Origin of the sequence: Geodermatophilus maliterrae, from assembly GCF_041018925.1 — a bacterium.
In the GTDB taxonomy this organism is placed as follows: Bacteria; Actinomycetota; Actinomycetes; order Mycobacteriales; family Geodermatophilaceae; genus Geodermatophilus; species Geodermatophilus maliterrae.
On record NZ_JBFNXQ010000093.1, the window covers coordinates 1 to 19,540 of the forward strand.

The 19,540-nt window shown below is 75.8% G+C and carries 19 protein-coding genes; 8 read left to right on the plus strand and 11 right to left on the minus strand.

All coding sequences use genetic code 11. The features are described 5' to 3' along the window. Positions 1-372: PucR family transcriptional regulator (locus ABQ292_RS21220; RefSeq protein ID WP_369209701.1), on the plus strand; the 372-nt coding region annotated here is incomplete at its 5' end. On the opposite strand, the gene ABQ292_RS21225 is transcribed toward ABQ292_RS21220, so the two are convergent. Then, positions 362-541, minus strand: coding sequence for a hypothetical protein (locus ABQ292_RS21225; RefSeq protein WP_369209702.1), 180 nt, complete (start codon positions 539-541; stop codon positions 362-364). The genes ABQ292_RS21220 and ABQ292_RS21225 overlap by 11 nt on opposite strands. A gap of 93 nt (positions 542-634) precedes the next feature. On the opposite strand from ABQ292_RS21225, the gene ABQ292_RS21230 reads away from it, so the two are divergent. Continuing rightward, a complete protein-coding gene (locus ABQ292_RS21230; RefSeq protein WP_369209703.1) occupies positions 635-1,510 on the plus strand; it encodes a 3-methyladenine DNA glycosylase in 876 nt (291 codons plus the stop codon). Positions 1,511-1,626: 116 nt separating this feature from the next. Here the strand turns inward: ABQ292_RS21230 and ABQ292_RS21235 are convergent, their stop codons facing one another. Genes ABQ292_RS21235 through ABQ292_RS21255 form a run of 5 tightly spaced genes read right to left on the minus strand, consistent with a single transcriptional unit; the run spans position 1,627 to position 6,521 of the window. Beyond that, a complete protein-coding gene (locus ABQ292_RS21235) occupies positions 1,627-2,772 on the minus strand; it encodes a branched-chain amino acid ABC transporter permease (RefSeq protein ID WP_369209704.1) in 1,146 nt (381 codons plus the stop codon). Continuing rightward, positions 2,769-3,653, minus strand: a complete 885-nt coding sequence (locus tag ABQ292_RS21240; RefSeq protein WP_369209705.1) for a branched-chain amino acid ABC transporter permease — start codon at positions 3,651-3,653, stop codon at positions 2,769-2,771. The genes ABQ292_RS21235 and ABQ292_RS21240 overlap by 4 nt, the downstream gene beginning before the upstream one ends. Continuing rightward, entirely contained in the window at positions 3,650-4,471 is an 822-nt protein-coding gene (locus ABQ292_RS21245; RefSeq protein ID WP_369209706.1) for an ABC transporter ATP-binding protein, read from the minus strand. Before ABQ292_RS21245 ends, ABQ292_RS21240 begins: the two co-directional genes overlap by 4 nt. Then, positions 4,468-5,268, minus strand: a complete 801-nt coding sequence (locus ABQ292_RS21250) for an ABC transporter ATP-binding protein (RefSeq protein ID WP_369209707.1) — start codon at positions 5,266-5,268, stop codon at positions 4,468-4,470. The genes ABQ292_RS21245 and ABQ292_RS21250 overlap by 4 nt, the downstream gene beginning before the upstream one ends. A gap of 38 nt (positions 5,269-5,306) precedes the next feature. Further along, a complete protein-coding gene (locus tag ABQ292_RS21255; protein WP_369209708.1) occupies positions 5,307-6,521 on the minus strand; it encodes a substrate-binding domain-containing protein in 1,215 nt (404 codons plus the stop codon). A 178-nt stretch (positions 6,522-6,699) separates the two neighbouring features. Here ABQ292_RS21255 and ABQ292_RS21260 point away from each other — a divergent pair, with 178 nt between their 5' ends. After that, on the plus strand, positions 6,700-7,530 hold the full coding sequence (locus tag ABQ292_RS21260) for a tyrosine-protein phosphatase (RefSeq protein WP_369209709.1): 831 nt from the start codon (positions 6,700-6,702) through the stop codon (positions 7,528-7,530). Positions 7,531-7,591: 61 nt separating this feature from the next. On the opposite strand, the gene ABQ292_RS21265 is transcribed toward ABQ292_RS21260, so the two are convergent. The 3 genes from ABQ292_RS21265 to ABQ292_RS21275 form a co-directional block, all read right to left on the minus strand. Next, on the minus strand, positions 7,592-9,667 hold the full coding sequence (locus tag ABQ292_RS21265; protein ID WP_369209710.1) for a diguanylate cyclase domain-containing protein: 2,076 nt from the start codon (positions 9,665-9,667) through the stop codon (positions 7,592-7,594). A gap of 335 nt (positions 9,668-10,002) precedes the next feature. Further along, complete coding sequence (locus tag ABQ292_RS21270) at positions 10,003-10,140, minus strand: hypothetical protein (RefSeq protein WP_369209711.1); 138 nt, start codon at positions 10,138-10,140, stop codon at positions 10,003-10,005. Positions 10,141-10,299: 159 nt separating this feature from the next. Further along, the gene (locus ABQ292_RS21275; RefSeq protein ID WP_369209712.1) at positions 10,300-12,009 is read right to left on the minus strand and encodes a putative PEP-binding protein; all 1,710 of its coding nucleotides are present in this window, start codon (positions 12,007-12,009) and stop codon (positions 10,300-10,302) included. A gap of 208 nt (positions 12,010-12,217) precedes the next feature. On the opposite strand from ABQ292_RS21275, the gene ABQ292_RS21280 reads away from it, so the two are divergent. The 4 genes from ABQ292_RS21280 to ABQ292_RS21295 all read left to right on the plus strand — a co-directional run bounded on the left by ABQ292_RS21280 (position 12,218) and on the right by ABQ292_RS21295 (position 16,487). Next, positions 12,218-12,985 (plus strand): DeoR/GlpR family DNA-binding transcription regulator, encoded by a 768-nt coding sequence (locus ABQ292_RS21280; RefSeq protein WP_369209713.1) that lies wholly within the window; start codon positions 12,218-12,220, stop codon positions 12,983-12,985. Continuing rightward, entirely contained in the window at positions 12,982-14,007 is a 1,026-nt protein-coding gene (locus ABQ292_RS21285; RefSeq protein WP_369209714.1) for a 1-phosphofructokinase family hexose kinase, read from the plus strand. Before ABQ292_RS21280 ends, ABQ292_RS21285 begins: the two co-directional genes overlap by 4 nt. An 18-nt stretch (positions 14,008-14,025) precedes the next feature. Continuing rightward, positions 14,026-16,161, plus strand: coding sequence for a PTS fructose transporter subunit IIABC (locus ABQ292_RS21290; RefSeq protein WP_369209715.1), 2,136 nt, complete (start codon positions 14,026-14,028; stop codon positions 16,159-16,161). 65 nt (positions 16,162-16,226) lie between these two features. Further along, positions 16,227-16,487: an HPr family phosphocarrier protein gene (locus ABQ292_RS21295; RefSeq protein WP_369209716.1), complete on the plus strand. Its 261-nt coding sequence runs from the start codon at positions 16,227-16,229 to the stop codon at positions 16,485-16,487. A 173-nt stretch (positions 16,488-16,660) separates the two neighbouring features. On the opposite strand, the gene ABQ292_RS21300 is transcribed toward ABQ292_RS21295, so the two are convergent. Then, positions 16,661-17,128, minus strand: coding sequence for an SRPBCC family protein (locus tag ABQ292_RS21300; protein ID WP_369209717.1), 468 nt, complete (start codon positions 17,126-17,128; stop codon positions 16,661-16,663). A gap of 207 nt (positions 17,129-17,335) precedes the next feature. On the opposite strand from ABQ292_RS21300, the gene ABQ292_RS21305 reads away from it, so the two are divergent. Then, positions 17,336-18,526: an FAD-dependent monooxygenase gene (locus ABQ292_RS21305; protein WP_369209718.1), complete on the plus strand. Its 1,191-nt coding sequence runs from the start codon at positions 17,336-17,338 to the stop codon at positions 18,524-18,526. A gap of 13 nt (positions 18,527-18,539) precedes the next feature. On the opposite strand, the gene ABQ292_RS21310 is transcribed toward ABQ292_RS21305, so the two are convergent. Continuing rightward, the coding region (locus ABQ292_RS21310; RefSeq protein ID WP_369209719.1) for a dihydrolipoamide acetyltransferase family protein at positions 18,540-19,540 on the minus strand (1,001 nt) is incomplete at its 5' end.

Consider the following 19,540-nt stretch of genomic DNA (forward strand, 5'->3'; position numbering starts at 1 on the left):
ACGCTGGAGGCGCTGGGCCGGGCCGGCCAGTCGGCCGACGCCGGCGAGCTGGGGTTCGTCGGCCTGCTGGTGGGCGAGGGCCGCGACGTGCCCGGGTTCGTCACCGCGACGCTGGCGCCGGTGCTCGAGTACGACGCCCGCCGCGGGACCGACCTGGTGGCGACGCTGCGGGCCTGGTTCGACACCGGCGGCTCCCCCGCCCGGGCCGCCGAGGTCCTCAACGTGCACGTCAACACCGTGACCCAGCGGCTGGACCGGGTGGGCCGGCTGCTCGGCCGCGACTGGTCGGTGCCCGAGCGGGCGCTGGAGGTGCAGCTGGCCCTGCGGCTGCACCGGCTGACCGCCGTCGGGGACCGACCGGTCAGCCCATGACGCCGGGCGGGACGATGCGGGTGTCGATGTCCCGGTGCCTGCCGCAGCGCCGGCAGGCCTGGTGGTCGGGGCCGCGCAACCGCTCGTCGGCGGGACGGCGCCGCACGTAGGCGTGGAACCCCAGGCGGCAGAGCAGGGGCTCGCGGGTGGTCCTCGCGTCGCCGGCCACGGCGATCGCCTCCTCGTCGAGGTGACCAGCGTGGCACTCCCGACGTCCCCGAGGGGCCCGCTCGGCCGCGACGCCCCCGCCTACCCTGGTCCGGTGCCCGCCGTCGCCGTCCTGCTGCCCGCGGAGGAGTGGACGGCGCGCGCTGCGGCGCACGACGCGCGGGTCGAGCGGTGGACGGCGCCGCACCGCGAGCGCCGGCGTCGCGGCCAGACGCACCCGGTGCTCGACTTCCTCTTCACCTACTACTCCGAGGCGCCGAACCGGCTGCGCCGCTGGCACCCGGGGCCGGGTGTCGGCCTGGCACCGTCCCCCGCCGGTCCGGCGCCGCACGCCGCCTGGCGCTGGTACGCCACCGACGGCGACGGGACGGTGGGCCTCGACGTCGCGGCGTACCTGGCCGAGCGCGCGGACACCGTGCGCTTCGTCCGCGATCTGCTGGCGGCCACCGCGTCGCGACCGGCGGCCACCGGCTGCTTCGGGTTGCACGAGTGGGCGATGGTCTACCGCGCCGGGGAGCGCCGGCACGCCGTCCCGCTGCGGCTGGGGCAGGAGGGCACCGACGCCGTCGTCGAGGCCGCGCAGATCCGGTGCACCCACTACGACGCGTTCCGGTTCTTCACCCCGGACGCCGTGGGGCTCAACCGGCTGCGGCCGACGCGGGAGACGCAGCTCGCGCTGGAGCAGCCGGGCTGCCTGCACGCGACGATGGACCTCTACAAGTGGGCGTACAAGCTCTCCCCGGCCGTCCCCGGCGAGCTGCTCGCCGACTGCTTCGCGCTGGCCGTCGAGGTGCGCGAGCTGGACATGCGCGCCTCGCCCTACGACCTGCGCGACCGCGGCTACGTGCCGGTGCTGGTCGAGACGGCCGAGGGCAAGGCGGAGTACGTGGCCGCTCAGCGCGGGTTCGCCGTCCGCGGCGCCGAGCTGCGAGCCCGGTTGATCGAGGTCTGCGACTCCCTGCTGGGCTGACGCGGCCGCGGCGGCGCCGTCCTCCCGCACCCCGGCGCGTCTCCCCCACGGTGGGCGGTCGGGGAGGACACGCCGCGACCAGGTCGCCTGATCGTGGCGCCCCTCCCCGATCGCCGTCAGACGCCGTCGCGGGGGCCGGCGCCGGCGCCGGCCCCGCGGGCCGCCGTCTCCCGCAGCTGCTCGACCACCCGGCCCGGCGGCGGGGTCTCCCCGCCCGTGGGCGCCGGGGGACGCCGGCCGGCCCGCCGCTCGCGCAGCCGGGCCACCACCCCGGCGATCCCGCCCGGGACGAAGAAGACGACCAGCACGAAGAGGCTGCCGAGCAGGAACAGCGGCTCCGACAGCGGCACCCGCAGCCACGCGGGCAGGTCCTGCACGGCCGGCGAGGAGGCCAGGTCGGTGAGCCGGCTGTCGAGGTAGGTGTAGAGCACCCCGCCCAGGACGGCGCCCCACCGGCTGCCGGCGCCGCCCAGCACGACCATGACCAGCAGGCCGAGGGTGAAGTCGGCGGTGGTGGTGCGGGGCGTGGAGCCGCCGAGCAGCAGCAGGTGCACCACGCCGCCGAGCGCGGCCAGCAGCCCGGCGAGCACGAAGACGACCAGCTTGAAGTCGTAGGGCCGCAGGCCCAGCACCTCGACCCGACGCTCGTTCTCCCGGATCGCCTGCCACACCCGCCCGGCCCGCGACCCGGTCACCCAGGCGACGACGACGTAGACGACGGCGAGGTAGGCCAGCGCCAGCCAGTACACGTTCACCGTGTTGAGCACGCCGACGAAGGCGTCGGGCACGTTGCCCCGGTCCAGCGCCAGCCCCTCCTCGCCGCCGGTCAGGCCGCCGGGGTCGCGCAGGACGACGATCGACCCGACCTGCGCGGTGGCCAGCGTGACCATCGAGAAGGCGATCCCCGAGACCCGCAGCGCCACCCCGCCGACCAGCAGCGGCAGCACGATGCCCACGGCGGTGGTCAGCGCCAGTGCCGCACCCAGGCCCCAGCCGAGCTCGGTGAGCGCCAGGTTCGCCACGTAGGTGCCGGCCGCGAAGTAGAGCGCGTGCCCGAACGACAGCAGTCCGGTGAACCCGAACAGCAGGTCGTAGGAGAGCGCGACCCCGCCGAACACCAGGCACAGCGCCAGCAGCTGCAGGGTGCCGGGGCTGTTGAGGACGCCGTCGAACAGGCCCGGGATCCGCAGCGTGGAGAACGGCAGGACCGCCAGGACGACGAGGACGGCCAGCGGCGCCAGCCGCGTCAGGTTCCGGCTCATGCCACCCTCGCCGTCAGCCCACCGGGGCGCGTCAGCAGGACGACGGCGAGCAGCAGGACGACCGACAGGTCGCCCACCCCGCTGGCCGCGTAGTAGTTGGCGAACTGCTGCACCAGCCCGACCAGCACGGCGGCGACGGCCGCGCCGGTGATCGAGCTCATCCCGCCGATGACGACGACGATGAAGGCGAAGATCAGCAGGGACGTGCCCTGCCCCGGCGAGATCGACCCGAGGTAGACGCCGCCCAGCGCGCCGGCCAGCGCGGCGAAGGCCCCGCCGATCGCGAAGACCAGCGTGAACGCCCGGCGGACGTCGATGCCGAGGGCCGTCACCATCGACCGGTTCTCCACACCGGCCCGGATGACCAGGCCGAAGCGGGTGAACCGCAGGAACGCCAGCACCGCCAGGAGCACCACGACGGCGCTGCCGACCAGCAGGAACCGGTCGTTGGGCACGCTCGCGCCCAGCAGCGACGTCGTGTCCTTGGCCCACTCCGGCGCCGGGAACGGCCGCGGGTCGGCGCCCCAGATCGCCCGCACGAGCGCGACCATCGCCAGGCTCAGCCCGACGGTGACCAGGACCTGCTCGATGTGCCGCTCGTAGAGCGGGCGGATGAGCGCCAGCTCCACCAGGGCGGCGACCAGGGTGCCCACCCCGACGCCGAAGACGACGGCGAGCACGAAGCCCCAGCCGCTCGCGCCGGCGCCGGGCAGGTTCCCCGCGGCCCACCAGGTGCCGTAGGCGCCGATGGTGAGGAAGGCGCCGTGGGCGAAGTTCAGCACGCCCATGAGCCCGAAGATGAGCGAGAGACCGGAGGCGACGAGGAAGTACAGCGCCGCCAGGCCGAGGCCGGTGACGGCCAGCAGCACGACCGTGCTCATGCCCCGGCCTCGCCGGCGCTCGTCCGGTGCACGGGCACGGGTGGCTCCGTCCCCGGTGGGCTCGCGGGCTCACCCCTCGCCTGCGCCCCTCCGCTGGCGGCCACGCCGAGCAGCTCGCGGGCGCGGTCGGCGTCGGCCAGCAGGTCGGGCGCCGAGCCGGACCAGGCCACCCGGCCCTGGTCGACCACGACGGCGTCGGTGGCCATCCGGCGCACCACGGACAGGTTCTGCTCGACGAGCAGGACCGTCACCTCCTCGGCGGCGCGGGCGAGCACCTCGGCGACCTCGGCCACCAGCAGCGGCGCCAGGCCCTTGGTCGGCTCGTCGACCAGCAGCAGCTGGTTGTCGTTGAGCAGCAGCCGGGCGATGGCGACCATCTGCTGCTGGCCGCCCGAGAGGGTCCCGGCCAGCTGCCGGCTGCGGGTCCGGAGCTCGGGGAAGAGCTCGTAGACGCGGTCGTGGTGGTGCGCGGAGTCGCGCCGCTCGGCCAGCGTCAGGTTCTCCGCCACGGTCAGCCCGCCGAAGACCTCGCGGTCCTCCGGCGCGTAGCCGATGCCCAGCCGGACCACCTCGTGGGTGCGCCGGCCGGAGAGCCGGTGCACCCGGCCACCGGCGTCGGTGAGTTCGACGGTGCCGGTGGAGGGCACCAGCCCGAGCACCGACTTGACCGTCGTCGTCTTGCCGGCGCCGTTGCGGCCGAGCAGGGCGGTCACCCCGCCGCGGCGGACGGTGAGGTCGACCCCCTGCAGGACGTGACTGCCGGAGAGCCGCACGTGCACGTCGGCCATCCGCAGCAGCACGGGACGCTCGGCGCTCACAGCTGGTCCCCCAGGTAGGCCTCCTGGACGGCGGGGTCGCCGGTCACCCGCGCCGGGGTGTCCAGCGCGAGCAGCGAGCCGTGGTGCATGACCGCGACCCGGTCGGCCAGGCCCAGCAGGACGTCCATGTGGTGCTCGACCATGAGCACCGTCCGGCCCTCCTCGCGGTGCACGTCGGCGATCACCTGCGTCAGGCCGGCCACCTCCTCGGTGCTCACCCCGGCCATCGGCTCGTCGAGGAGCACGACCGCGGGGTCGGTGGCCAGCAGGATCGCCAGCTCGAGCTTGCGCTTGTCGCCGTGCGAGAGGGCGCCGGCCAGCGCGTCGCCGCGCCGGTCGAGACCCACCCGGGTCAGCGCCCGCTCGGCCACCTCGTACGCCCGGTCGCTGCCGCGCACCCGCTGCCAGGGCCGCAGGCTGCCGCCCAGTCGCGCCTGCGCGGCCAGCCGCACGTTCTCCCGGACACCGAGGCCGGCGAACACCGACGAGGACTGGAAGGTGCGCCCCAGGCCCCGGCGGGCCCGGACGGCCGGGCTGGCGCCGGTGATGTCGGTGCCGTCGAGGGTGACCGTCCCGCCCGTGGCCGGGAGCAGGCCCGACAGCAGGTTGAACAGCGAGGTCTTGCCCGCCCCGTTGGGGCCGATGACGGCGACGAACTCGCCGGGCGCGACGTCGAAGCTGACGTCGGAGACGATCACCGCGCCGCCGATCGCGCAGGTCAGGCCGGCCACCGAGAGCACCGGCGCGCCCGCGGGGCGGGCGGCCGGTGCGGCGCCGGCGGCGAGGGGGCTGCCCACCGCTGGTCCTCCGGGGTCCGTCGTCGTCGTGGTCGTCGTCAGGGGGTGGCGACCGGCGGCGCGGCGGCCTCCGGGTCGAGGGTGTCGACGACGACCGGCACCAGCTCGCCACCCTGGTCCTCCAGGCGGGCCTGGAACATCGGCTGCAGCAGCGCGTGGTCCTCCTCGCGGATGGTCAGCTCGCCCTTGACGCCGTCGAAGGTCCAGCCCTCCAGGGCGTCGACCATCGCGCCGACGTCGTCGCCGCCCTCCTGGAGGGCGTGCACGACCATCTGGGCGGCGGTGAAGCCGTCGGGGGTGAACAGGTCGACCTCGCCGCCCCCGGCCTCCACCCGCTCGGCCATCGCCTGGCTGACCTCGTTGTCGACGGCCTCGGCGAAGTAGTGCGACAGGTAGTCGATCTGGGTGGCCTGCGCGCCGTAGGTGGCGTAGCTGGCGCGGATGTCGAGGCCGGTGACGACCGTCGTCGAGTCGAGGACGCCCTGCTGGCCCATGGCCTGCCACATGGCCGGGGCGGTCTCCCCGGCCCAGGCGACGAACACCAGGTCGGCAGCGGCGTCGCGGGCCTGCGAGGCGAACGGGGTGAGGTCGGTGGCGCTGGCCGGCACCAGCAGCGGCGTGACGGTGGCCCCCGCGCCGCCGAGGACGGCGGTGACCGCGGCGACGTTGGCCTGGCCGAAGGCGCTGTCCTGGGCGAAGACCAGCACGTTCTTGCCCTGGGCGTCGCCGATGAACGACTGCGCGGTGAGGATGTCCTGGTAGGTCTGCCGGCCCGACCGGAAGGTGTTGTCGTTGACGCCGGTGATCGCGTCGGTGGCCGCGGAGCCGGAGATGAACAGGATGTCGTTCTGCTCGGCCAGCGGCGCCACCTGCGTGGCCACGCCGGAGGCGGTCGAGCCGGCCAGCACCTGCACGCCCTGGCCGATGAGGTCGGTGGCCTCCGCGACGGCCTTGGCCGGGTCGCCGGCGTCGTCGCGCTCGATGACCTCGACCGGCCGGCCGTCGACCTCGCCGGTGCCGTCGGTCGCGTAGTCCAGGCCGGCCTGGAAGCCCTGCAGGTACTGCTCGCCGTAGGTGGCCAGCGGCCCGGACGCCGAGTAGACGAGGCCCACCCGGATCGGGGACTCGCCGCCACCGCCGCCGCCCCCGCCCGAGCTCGACGCGGTGGGGCTGCCGCAGGCGGCGACCGACAGGGCCAGCGCGGCGCCCGTGGCGAGGACGGCGGTCCGGGAGCGGGGACGGGGACGCGACATGGCGGACTCCTCGAGGTGTGCGTCGGTGCACGGGCACGCCGGACGACGTCGTCCGGCGTGGTCTGGACCACACGGTAGGGAGACGTTCCGGTACTGCCCATGGCCGGGCGGGCCACAGCGGCGTGGGGGTCTGTGGGCGCCGGCCACACGCCCCAGGCCCGCGCCGTACGGTCGGGACGTGACCTCCGTGCGCTCCGACCGCTGGCTGCGACTCGACGGGACGACCAACACCCGCGACCTGGGCGGGCTGCCGACCAGCGACGGCGGCACCACGGCGTTCGGCCGGGTGCTGCGCAGCGACAACCTGCAGACCCTCAGCGACGACGACGTCCGCCGGCTGGTGGAGGACGTGGGGCTGCGCGAGGTCGTCGACCTGCGCACCACCGCCGAGGTGCTGCTGGAGGGGCGCGGGCCGCTGCGTGCGGTCGACGGCGTGACCCACCGGCACTTCACCCTGCTCCCCGAGCGCGGGCACCACACCGACGTCTTCGCCGTCGAGGAGGACGACGCCCCGGACCTGCCCGCCGACTGGGTGGAGACGATCCTGCCGCGGCAGACGACGGAGGACGACGAGGGCGAGCCGCCGGCGGTGCGCGCCTACCTCGGCTACCTGCACCACCGGCCGGAGAACGTCGTGGCGGCGCTGCGCGCGCTGGCCGACGGCGGCGAGGGCGCGGCGGTCGTGCACTGCGCGGCGGGCAAGGACCGCACGGGCGTGGTGGTCATGTTCGCGCTGGCGGTCGCGGGCGTACCCGACCAGGAGATAGTGGCCGACTACGCGATGACCGCGGACGTCATCGACGACCTGGTGGCCAAGCTCCGGGACTCCCCCACCTACGCCGAGGACATGACCCGCCGCGACGTGGCCAGCCACACCCCGCGGGCGGAGACGATGCGGCGCCTGCTCGAGCTGCTGCACGAGCGGCACGGCGGCCCGCTCGGCTGGCTCGACGGGCACGGCTTCGTCGCGGCCGACCAGGCCGCGCTGCGCGCCCGCCTCCGCGACTGACGACCCCTCTGCAGGGTCCCGCCGCGAGCCTGCGAGTGGTGGGGGGCAGAGGGGTCCTCCTTCAGTCCCGCGGGCGGGGGACGGGGGAGGCCGGGCGGTCGCGCTGCTTGTGCCGGTACATGTCCGCGTCGGCGTCGCGCAGCAGCTGCTCGGCCACCGCGGAGGCCTCGGCGGTCCCGCCGGTGTGGACCGCGACGCCCGTGCTCGTCCCGACGTCGACGGGGATGCCCTCGAGCCGGAAGGGCTCGACGAACCCCTCGGCCACCCGGGCCACCACGCTCTCGGCGTCGCCCGGTCCGGACAGCCGGGGCAGCAGCACGGCGAACTCGTCGCCGCTGAGCCGCCCGACCGTGTCGCCGGGCCGGATCGCGGCCCGCAGCCGGGCCGACACCTGACGCAGCAGCTCGTCGCCGGCCGCGTGGCCGTACGTGTCGTTGACCGCCTTGAACCGGTCGAGGTCGCAGAACAGCACGCCGACCGAGCCGGTCGCCGGGGACGCGGCGAGCGCGGCGGCCAGCCGTTCCCGGAACAGCGCCCGGTTGGGCAGCCCGGTGAGCGCGTCGTGGGTGGCCTGGTGCCGGACGGTCTCCAGCAGGCGGGCCTTCTGCAGCGCGGTGGAGGCCTGGTCACCCACACCGCGCAGGCGCGCCAGGACGTCGGCGTCCGCGGCTCCGCTGGCCTCCCCCTGCGACCAGCTGGCCGTGACGACGCCGAGGAACGTGGAGCCGGCCAGCAGGGGCACGGCGATGGCGGCGGTGAGCCCGAGGGTCGACAGCAGGTCGCGCAGCGGTCCGCTGCTGCCGGTGGCGCTGAGCGCGCGTGGCTCGCGGTCGGTGAGCATGGCGAACAGCTCGGGCACGTCGTCGGCCCGCAGCGTGGCCGCCCGCATGAGCGCCTCCTGCTCGGGTGGCAGGCCCGCCGAGGCCGCGGTCCGGAGGACCGCGCCGGCCGGGTCCCAGAGCAGGACGCCGGAGCTCCCGCAGCCGACGATGCTCGGCAGCGTGGTGACCACGGTCTGACAGATGTCGTGCACGTCGACGGTCTGCGCCAGCCCGTGGGCGAGCTCGAGGAGCGCCCCTGCCCGGCGGGCCTCCATCCGGCTGTCCTCGAGGGCCATGACGAGGTCCAGCGCTGCCGCCGCGTGACCGGCGTAGGCGGCCAGCATGGCCCGCTCGTCGCCGAGGCCGCCCTCGCCGGCCCGCCCCAGGGCGGCCAGCCGGCCGTGGGTGCGCCGGGCCGACCGGACGTCGACCACGACGGCACCGGGGCCCAGGTCGCCCCCGGCGAGCAGCCGGGCGGTGAGCGCCGGCACCTCGCCCGCGGGCAGGCCGGAGCTGTGCACGAGCGGTGCGCCGCCCCGGGGTGAGGAGACGGCGAGCAGGTAGGCCGGGGCCAGCACGGCGGCGGCGGCCCGCTCGACGATGCGCGGCAGGACCGCCTCGAGGTCACCGCCGTCGACCAGGTCGGTGGCCGCCGACTGCAGGCTCCGGACCTGGGCGCGCAGCGCGGTGATCTCCGGGTCGGCCGCCGGGGCCCCCCGCCGGCGCCACGGACGGAGCCGCCGGTCCCAGGACAGGTGGTAGACGCACGCCTCGGCGCCGGAGGACTCGCACTCGTCGTGCACGACCCGCGCCGGGGCCAGGCCGAAGATGGTGGGGACCATGCTGATGAGGCCGCGGGCGTAGTCGCAGTCCAGCCGCGAGTGGACGTAGCCCTCGTGCAGCACGTAGCGGACGGTCGCCGACGTGGCGTCGGACTCGAGCACCTCCATGGTGGAGGTGGTGCTGAAGTTGGTCACCGCGCGCGGCAGCCGGGCGTAGACCTGCCGGGGCGATCCCATGGCGCGCACCAGCAGGACCACGGTGGCGTTCATCCCGTTGCGCAGCGACTCGGCGCCCATCCGGTACATGGCGTCGGGGTCGCCGAGCACGTCGGTGGCCGCGGTGAAGAGCCGGATCCGGGTGTCGTAACTGGTCCAGGTGGACGGCTCGGACAGCTCGGCCGCACTGAAGGGCACGCCGGCGCGGTGCAGCGTCTCCTCGACGGCGGCGTCCCCACCGCGCTCCCGGACGAAGGCGACGAGCAGCGCCGTGGTCACCCCGGAGGTCTCCCGGGCCTCGGCGGGCGCCGGGGTCACCGGGTCGCTCCGGTCCTGGCTCGGGGGACGGCCCGTGGGCGTGTTCCACTCACGACCAGGTCATCGGCACGCGCGCCGGTCGGATTGAGCCGCTTGACCCGAAGGAGGGACCCGGTGGCGATGATCAGGTGACCTGATCGTGACGCGTCCTCCCCGACCGTCCACCGTGGGGGAGGACGCTCCGCGACCAGGGAGGACGCCGCCGGGGACACCGGGACCCCGGGACACCGACCCCCGGACAGCAGTCGGCCCCGGTCGGCAGGTGCGGACCGGGGCCGTACGAGAGGCCGTCGCCCCGGCGGTACGGAGCGCGGCGGACCTTCAGACCCCGTGGGTCAGAACGCGCCGCCGTTGGCCATGGTGAGCAGCTCGTCGCGCATCGCCGGGCTGCTGCTGCGGGCGAGGGCCCGGTCCAGAGCCCGCCGCGTCCGAGCCGCCTGTCGACGCTGCCGCCAGGTGGTCCCGCTCTTCATGTCGCCGTCTCCTCGTCGGTACTGCTGACCGGTACACCAGTATTAAAGCAAGCAGGAGCGTCGATGTTCCGACGATGCGTAGGATGTGTCGGCTTTCACCCGACGATCGTTCACTCCCGCGGGTGTGGCCGGCCGCCCCGGAGCGGCCGGCCCCACGCCTCAGCCGCGGACGAGGACCGCTCGCGCGGCGGCCCGGCCGGCCCTCGGGTCGTCGGCGGCGAGGGCGGCCGCCGCGGCCTCCTGGCAGGCGGCGAGGTCGACGGTCGCGAGGCGGGCGCCGACGCCGGCGACGGCGGGAGCGGCGCAGGACAGCGAGGTCACCCCGAGGCCCACGAGGACGCAGGCCAGCAGCGGGTCGGCCGCGGCCTCGCCGCAGACCCCCACCGGCTTGCCCAGCCGCCGGCCCGCGGCCGCCGTGGTCGCCACGAGCGCGAGGAGTGCCGGCTGCCACGGGTCGGTCAGGTCGGCCAGGTCGGCGGAGAGCCGGTCGGCGGCCAGGGCGTACTGCGAGAGGTCGTTGGTGCCGATCGACAGGAAGTCGACGTGGGTCAGCATCCGGTCGGCCAGCAGGGCCGCCGAGGGCACCTCGACCATCACGCCGGGGACCAGCCCGCGGGCGCGCACGCGGGCGGCGAAGTCCGCGGCCTCGACCGTGGTGGCCACCATCGGCGCCATCACCCAGGGCGAGGCGCCGGTGCGCCGGGCGGCCTCGGCGACCGCGTCGAGCTGGCGGTCGAGCAGTCCGGGGTCGCGCCGGGCCACCCGCAGGCCGCGGACGCCGAGCGCCGGGTTGGCCTCCTCGGGCGGGGTCGCGAACTCCAGCGGCTTGTCCGAGCCGGCGTCGAGGGTGCGCAGGACGACGCGACGGCCGGCGGCGGCCTCGAGGACGTCGGCGTAGCCGCGCGCCTGCTCCTCGACCGTTGGCTCGGCGGCCCGCCCGAGGAAGGCCAGCTCCGTGCGGTACAGCCCGACCCCCTCGGCGTGCGAGGCGAACGCCACCCGGGCGCCGTCGCCGTCCTGGATGTTGGCCAGGACCGGCACGGGCACCCCGTCGCGGGTGACCGCCGGGCCCTGGTAGCCGGCCAGGGCCGCGGCTGCGCGCCGGGCCGCCTCGAGCTGGCCGGTGGCCGTCTCGGGGTCGGGGTCGACGGTGAGCGTGCCCTCCTCGGCGTCGAGCAGCACGGTCGCGCCGGCCGGCACGGCGTCGAGCCCCTCGACCGCGACGACCAGGGGCAGGTTCAACTGGCGGGCGATGATCGCGGTGTGGCTGGTGGTGCCGCCCAGCCGCGTGGCCAGCCCGATGATGCGCTCGGCGTCGAGGCCGGCGGTGTCGGCGGGGGCCAGGTCGTCGGCCAGCAGGATCGAGGGCACCTCGGGCGCGGGGACGCCGGGCTCGCCCTGGCCGGTCAGCTCGGCGACCACGCGGTCGCGGATGTCGCGGACGTCGGTCACCCGCTCGGCCATGACGCCACCGAGGGAGCTGAAGACGTCGACGAACTGCTGGGCGGCCTGCACCGCGGCCACGGAGGCGGGGACGCCGGCGGCGATCCGCTGCTCCGCTGCGCCGAGCAGACCCCGGTCGCGCGCGAGGCCGGCGGTGGCCGAGAGCACCTCGGCGGTCATCCCGGTCGCGGCCGCGGCGCGCTGGGCCAGCCGGTCGGCCACCACCTCGGCGGCCGCGACGAACCGCGCCTTCTCCTCCTCCCGTGCCGCCTCGGGCAGCGTCTCGAAGGCCGTGCCGGGCAGTTGCACGGCGCCGGAGGGCCGCACGACCGGGCCGAGGACGACCCCGGGGACGACGGGTGTACCGGTGAGCACGGCCGGGGCCGGCCGGTCCGCGGTCGGGGCGCTGGGAGCGGTGGAGGACATCGGACCTTCCCGGGGGGTTCGGAGGTGTGCGGCGTCGGGACTGCGTCGTCCGTCGGTGACCAGACTCACGAAACGGTGTTGACTTGTCAACGTAATCCACGTACAACCACAGAGACACAAATCCGATCCCACACGATCGGGCAGTGGACGGGACCTCCACCGGTGGGTTCCCGGACCGGGGACGAGCCACACGGCGAGGAGGTGGACGGTGTACGCCGAAGAGCGTCAGCAGGCGATCGCCACGCTGGTCGTCGAGCGGGGCCGGATCGCGGTGACCGCGGTCGCCGAGCAGTTCGGGGTGACCACCGAGACGGTGCGCCGCGACCTCGCCGTCCTGGACCGGGCCGGCGTGCTGCGCCGGGTGCACGGCGGCGCGGTGCCCGTCGGGGCACTGACGCTGATGGAGACGGCGCTGGTCGAGCGGAACGCCACGCACGCCGAGGCCAAGCGCAAGATCGCGGCCGCGGCGCTCGACCTGCTGCCCGGCCCCGGCGGCAGCCTGCTGCTCGACGGCGGCAGCTCCACCGCCGCCCTCGCCGAGGTGCTGCCGACCGACCGCAACCTCTTCGTCGCCACCAACTCGGTGCCGATCGCCGGCCGCCTGGCCACCGTCCCGGGGCTCACGCTGCACGTGCTCGGCGGCCGCGTCCGCGGGCTGACCCAGTGCGCCGTCGGGGAGACACCGGTGCGTGCCCTGGCCGAGCTGCGCGTCGACGTCGCCTTCCTCGGCGCCAACGGCATCACGCCCGAGCACGGGTTCACCACCCCCGACGAGGCGGAGGCCTCGGTCAAGCGGGCGATGGTGCGGGCCGGGCAGCGGGTCGTCGTCCTCGTCGACGGCAGCAAGCTGGGCCGCGAGCAGCTGGTCCGCTTCGCGACGCTCGACGACGTCGACGTCGTGGTGACCGACAGCGGCGCCGACCGCACGGCCGTCGAGCGGCTCGAGGACGCCGGCGTCGAGGTCGTGGTCGCGTGAGCGGCGGCCGCGTCGTCACCCTGACGGCCAACCCGAGCCTCGACCGCACCCTCGTCCTCCCCGGCCCGCTGACCCGCGGCGGCGTGGCCCGGCTGGGCGCCAGCTCCACCGAGCCCGGCGGCAAGGGCGTCAACGTCGCCCGCGTGCTGGCCGCGGCCGGCACCGACGTCGTCGCCGTCGTCCCGGCCGACGACACCGACCCGCTGGTCACGGCCCTGGCGGCGCTGTCGCTGCCGCTGGTCACCGTCCCGACCGGCGCGGCGGTGCGCACCAACTACACGCTCACCGAGCCCGACGGCACCACGACGAAGCTCAACGAGCCCGGCACGGCACTGGACGCCGGCACCCGGGCCGCCCTGACCGCGGCGCTGGCCGGTGCTGCCGAGGGCGCGCGCTGGGTGGCGCTGTCCGGCTCGCTGCCGCCCGGCACGCCGGCGGACTGGTACGCCGAGCTGGTCCGGGCCGTCCGCGGCACCGGCGCGCGGGTCGCCGTCGACACCTCCGAGGCGCCGCTGCTGGCACTGCTGGCCGCCGGCCCCGAGGCGGCGCCCGACCTCGTCAAGCCCAACAGCGAGGAGCTGGCCCAGGTGGCCGGCACCACCGAGGCCGAGCTGCTCGCCGACCCGGCCGCCCTGCGCGCCGCCGTCGACGGGTTGCACGCCGGCGGCATCGCCGAGGTGCTGCTGACCCTCGGGGGCGACGGCGCGGTGCTCTCCACCGCCGACGGCGAGGTGTGGTCGGCCCGGCCCCCGCGGATCACCGTGCGCAGCACGGTCGGCGCCGGCGACTCGAGCCTGGCCGGCCACGTGCTGGCCGCCCTGGCCGGGGCCCCCGCGGCCGAGCGCCTGCGCCGCGCGGTGGCCACCGGTGCGGCCGCCGCCGCGCTGCCCGGCTCGGCCCTCCCCACGCCCGGCCAGGTCGACCTGGCCGGCGTCTCCGTACAACCCGGACTGCCCGGGCCCGTCCCATCCGCACCGTCTGCTGCCCGACCCGTCCCGGCCGCCGGCCGAGACGTCCCCTGACGCCCCGGAAGGTCCGTCATGTCAGCACTCATCACCCCCGAGCTGGTCGTCCTCGACAGCGACCTCGGCTCCGACAAGGCCGCGGTGGTCCGCCGGTTGGCCGGCCTGGTGGCCGACGCCGGCCGGGCGACGGGCGCCGACGCGCTCGCCGGTGACGCCCTCGCCCGCGAGGCCCAGGCGGCCACCGGCCTGCCCGGCGGCATCGCGATCCCGCACTGCCGCTCGGCCGCGGTGACCCAGGCGTCGCTGGCCTTCGGACGACTCGACCCCCGCGTCGACTTCGGCGCTCCCGACGGCCCGGCCGACCTGGTGTTCCTCATCGCCGCCCCGGCGGCCGGGGACGCCGACCACCTCACGCTGCTCAGTGCGCTGGCCCGCGCCCTGGTGCGGCCGGACTTCGTGGCCTCGCTGCGCGCCGCCGACTCCGCCGCCGACGTCGTCCGCCTGGTCGAGGAGGTCGTCTCCCCGACGCCGGCGACCGGCGCGAGTGCCGCCACCTCGGTCCCGGCCCCGGCCACCTCCCCGGCCGCCGCGGCGCCGGTCTCGACGGAGAAGGCCCCGGCCCGCCGCAGCATCGTCGCCGTCAGCGCCTGCCCGACCGGGATCGCGCACACCTACATGGCCGCCGACAAGCTCACGGCCGCCGCGCAGGCCGAGGGCGTCGACCTCGTCGTCGAGACGCAGGGCTCCTCGGGCTCCACGCCGCTGGACCCGTCGGTCATCCGCAACGCCGACGCGGTCATCTTCGCCGTCGACGTGGGCGTCAAGGACCGCGACCGGTTCGCCGGCAAACCGGTGATCCAGTCGGGGACGAAGCGGGCGATCAACGAGCCCGACGTCATGATCCGCGAGGCGCTCGCGGCCGCCGACGACCCGAACTCGCGCAAGGTGCCCGGCTCCGGCGCCTCCGGTGAGCCCGCCGCCGCGAGCTCGGGCGGTCGCCCGAGCACCGGCGCGGAGATCCGCCGCTGGCTGCTCACCGGCGTCAGCTACATGATCCCGTTCGTCGCCGCGGGCGGGCTGCTCATCGCGCTGGGCTTCCTCTTCGGCGGCTACCAGATCGTCAACCCCGACCCGGCGTCGGCGGACGGCAACAGCTATGCGCTGAGCTGGGTGCTCAACAACTCGTTCTTCGACCTGCCGACGGCCGAGCCCGTCGAGGGTCTCACCGACGGGTTCCTGGGCTACCTCGGCGCGGTCTGCACCGTCCTGGGTCAGGCGGCCTTCGGCTTCCTGGTCCCGGCACTGGCCGGCTACATCGGCTACGCGATCGCCGACCGCCCCGGCATCGTGCCCGGCTTCGTCGTGGGCGCGGTGTCCGTGACCGTGGGCGCCGGCTTCATCGGCGGCCTCGTCGGCGGCATCATCGCCGGCTTCGCGGCGCTGTGGATCAGCCGCTGGAAGCTGCCCACCGGCGTCCGCGGGCTGCAGCCGGTCGTGATCATCCCGCTGCTGGCCACGCTGATCTCCAGCGGCCTGATGGCGGTCCTGCTCGGCCGCCCGCTGGCCGCGGCGCTCACCGGCCTGGGCAACTGGCTCAACGGCCTGACCGGCACCTCGGCGGTCCTGCTGGGCATCATCCTCGGCCTGATGATGTGCTTCGACCTGGGTGGCCCGGTCAACAAGGCGGCCTACGTCTTCGCCACCACCGGCCTCGCCGCCGGCAGCGGCGCGCCGCTCATCATCATGGCCACGGTCATGGCCGCGGGCATGGTCCCGCCGCTGGCGATGGCCCTGAGCACCGCCGTCCGGCCGAAGCTCTACACCCCGGCCGAGCGCGACAACGGCAAGGCGGCCTGGCTGCTGGGTCTGTCCTTCATCTCCGAGGGCGCCATCCCGTTCGCCGCCGCCGACCCGCTGCGGGTCATCCCGTCGATGATGCTCGGCGGTGCCACGACCGGCGCGATCGTCGCGGCCAGCGGCGTGGAGCTGCGGGCCCCGCACGGCGGGATCTTCGTGTTCTTCGCGATGAGCGGGGTGCTGATGTTCGTGGTCGCGCTGATCATCGGCACGATCGTCGGCGCCCTGGCGGTCACCATCGCCAAGAGCATCGGCCGCACCAAGGCCGACGCCGTCCCGGAGGACGCCGTCGACATGGCCCACGCCCACAACGTGACCCCGGCCTCGACCGTCAGCGCGCCCGCCGGCGCCTGACAGGGCAGGCTCAGCCCAGCACCGGATCACTCCCAGTCCCCAACCCCAACAGCGAGGACGACGACATGCCCAGCCAGACCGTCACCGTCGGCTCCCGGGTCGGCCTGCACGCCCGCCCGGCCGCGCTCATCGCCGAGGCCGTGGGCAAGGCCGGTGTCCCGGTCACCCTGGCCACGCCGGGCGGCGCGCCCGTCGACGCCGGGTCGCCGCTGATGATCATGACCCTCGGCGCCCAGAAGGGCACCGAGGTCACGGTGAGCAGCGACGACGCCGGCGTGGTCGAGCAGATCGCGGGCCTGGTCGCCCAGGACCTCGACGCCGAATAACACCCGCGCAGACAACGGCGCCCGTCCCCTCTGCTGAGGGGGCGGGCGCCGTCGTCCGTGCGGGTGCCGCGGGGCCGCGATCAGCGTCCCTGATCGTGGCGCGCCCTCCCCGACCGTCTGCCGTGCGGGAGGACGCGCTGGGACCAGGTCACCTGGTCATCGCGGGCGCCGGCTCACTGCTGGTCGGGGCGCGGGACGTCGCCGCGCCAGGCGCCGGTCTCGGTGCCGCGGCTCTCGATGAACTCCTTGAACCGCTTGGCGTCGGCCTTGACCTGGCGGTCGTCGAAGCCGAGCGCGGCGCCGGCCTTCTCGACGAGGCCGTGCGGCTCCCAGTCGATCTGGATCATGACGCGCGTCCTGGTGTCGGCGAGGCGGTGGAAGGTGACCACCCCGGCGTGCTTGGCGTCGCCGCCGGTGCTGGTCCAGGCGACCCGCTCCTCGGGGTGCTGCTCGGTGATCTCGGCGTCGAACTCGCGCTTGACGCCGTCGATGTTGGTGATCCAGTGGGTGTGCGTGTCGTCGATCTGGGTGATCCGTTCGACCCCGCCCATGAACTGCGGGAACGACTCGAACTGCGTCCACTGGTCGTAGGCGACCCGGATCGGGACGTCGACGTCGACGGACTCCTGCACGCTGGCCACGGTGCACGCTCCTCTCGCTCGGGTGTCGTTGCGGTCGTCGGCGACCTACCCGCCCGGCTTCCGGTGACACACGTCCGGTGCCGGTGCCGACGGCGTCGTCGCCGCGCGGTCGACGCGGCCGGACGCCCCGCCGCCCTGGCAGACTCGCGGCTGCCGCGGTCCGGTCCCCGAGGCGGGACCGCGGCCCGCGGGGAGGGTGAGGCGGTGGTGGCCGGACGGTCCACGGCGACGGTGGTCGGCGGGGGGATCGCCGGCCTGGCCGCCGCGGCGTCGCTGGTCCGGGCGGGCTGGCGGGTGACCGTCCTGGAGCGGGCCGCGGCCTTCGGCGAGGTGGGTGCGGGCCTGGCGGTCACGCGCAACGGGATGGCCGCGCTCGACGCCCTGGGCATCGGCGACCGGGTGCGCAGCGCGGGGCAGGAGACCTTCGCCGCGGGCACGCAGGACCGGCACGGACGCTGGCTGCTCCGGCTGCCCGACCCCCGGCAGGACGCGCAGTCGTCCAACCGCGCCTGGGGCGTGCACCGGCAGCGGCTGCACGCCGCACTCCTGGCGGCGGCGGAGGACGTCGACCTGGTCACCGGCGCCTCGGTCACCCGCGTGCGGCCCGGGCGACCCGGCGGGGAACCGGCCGTGGTCACCTGGGGCGACGGCAGCGTGGAGCACACCCGCACGGCGGACCTCCTGGTGGCTGCCGACGGGATCGGCAGCACGGTGCGCGCGCAGCTGTTCCCCGGCGCCCGGGTGCGGTACAGCGGGAGGACGAGCTGGCGCGCGGTGGTCGAGCACCCCGGGACGACGGACGCCGGGTTCGTGGCGCTCTGGGGTCCACGGGCGGAGTTCGGCGCAGTGCCGATCAGCGACCGGGAGGTCTACTGGTACGGCTACGTCCGCGCCCCCGCCGGCACGCGCTTCGACGACGAGCCGGCCGCGGCCGCCGAGCACTTCTCCGGCTGGGCCCCCCGCGTGCGCGCACTGGTGGCCGCCACTCCCCCCGACCGGCTGATGCGCCACGACGTCTCCCACCTGCCGGGCGGGCTGCCCTCCTACGTCCGCGGGCGGACGGTGGTGATTGGCGACGCCGCCCACGCCATGCTCCCGACCATGGGGCAGGGCGCGAACACCTCGCTCGAGGACGGCGTCTGCGTCGGGCGGATGGTCGCGGTGCCGGTCGCGGCCGGCGTCCCGGTCGAGGTCGCGCTGGGCGACTTCGACCGGGCCCGCCGGCCGCGGTGCACGCAGATCGCCCGCCGGTCGCTCCTGACCGCCCGCCTCGGCGCCCACGTGGGCCCCGGGTGGCGGCAGGCCGCCCGCAACGCGGTCCTGCGCCTCGTGCCGGCCGGACCGGCGACCGAGGCCGGCACCGGGGTCCTGCGCTGGGCCCCGCCCGAGCGGGCCTGACCGGGGACGAGGGTCAGAAGGCCAGCGCGGCCCCCGGGTCGGACAGCAGCGCACCGACGTCGGCGAGGAACCGGCTGCCCAGCTCGCCGTCGATGACCCGGTGGTCGAACGACAGCGCCAACTGCGTCACCTGCCGCGGCCGGACCCTCCCCTTGTGCACCCACGGCATCTCACGGACCGCGCCGAAGGCCAGGATCGCCGACTCACCGGGGTTGAGGATCGGCGTCCCGGTGTCGACGCCGAACACCCCGACGTTGGTGATCGTGATCGTCCCGCCGGTCATGTCCCCGGGCGCCGTCCGCCCGGCCCGCGCCGTCTCGGTGAGCTCGGCCAGCGCACCGGCCAGCTCGGCCAGCGACAGCGCGCCGGCGTCCTTGACGTTGGGGACGACCAGCCCGCGGGGGGTGGCCGCGGCGATGCCGAGGTTGACCTGCCCGTGGACGACGATCTCCTGCGCCGCCTCGTCCCAGGAGCTGTTGACCATGGGATGCCGGCGCACCGCCAGCAGCAGCGCCTTGGCGACGAACAGCAGGGGGCTGACCTTGACCCCGGCCAGCTCCGGGCGGGCGGCCAGCCGCTGCCGCAGCTTCGTCATCCGCGTGACGTCGACGGTGAGGAACTCGGTGACGTGCGGCGCGGTGAAGGCGCTGGCCACCATCGCCGCCGCGGTGTGCTTGCGGACGCCGCGGATCGGGATGCGCTGCTCCTCCGCGGTGGACGTCGTCGCCGTGACGGACGCGAGCGCGGGCCGGTCCGCCGGGGCGGCGGCGGCCGCGGTGACGTCCTCGCGGGTGATGACGCCCCCGGCACCGGTGCCGGTCAGCGCGGTGAGGTCGACGCCGAGGTCACGGGCCAGCTTGCGCACCGGCGGCTTGGCCAGCGGGCGCAGCCTGCCGCGGCCCGGGGCGGCTCCGAGTGCGGTGGCCGCCTCCTCCGCCGTCGCGTGCGCCTCGGCCTGGCGGCCGACCTCCAGGCCGCCGTGGCGCACCGGCTTCACCGTCATGTCCGGCGCGG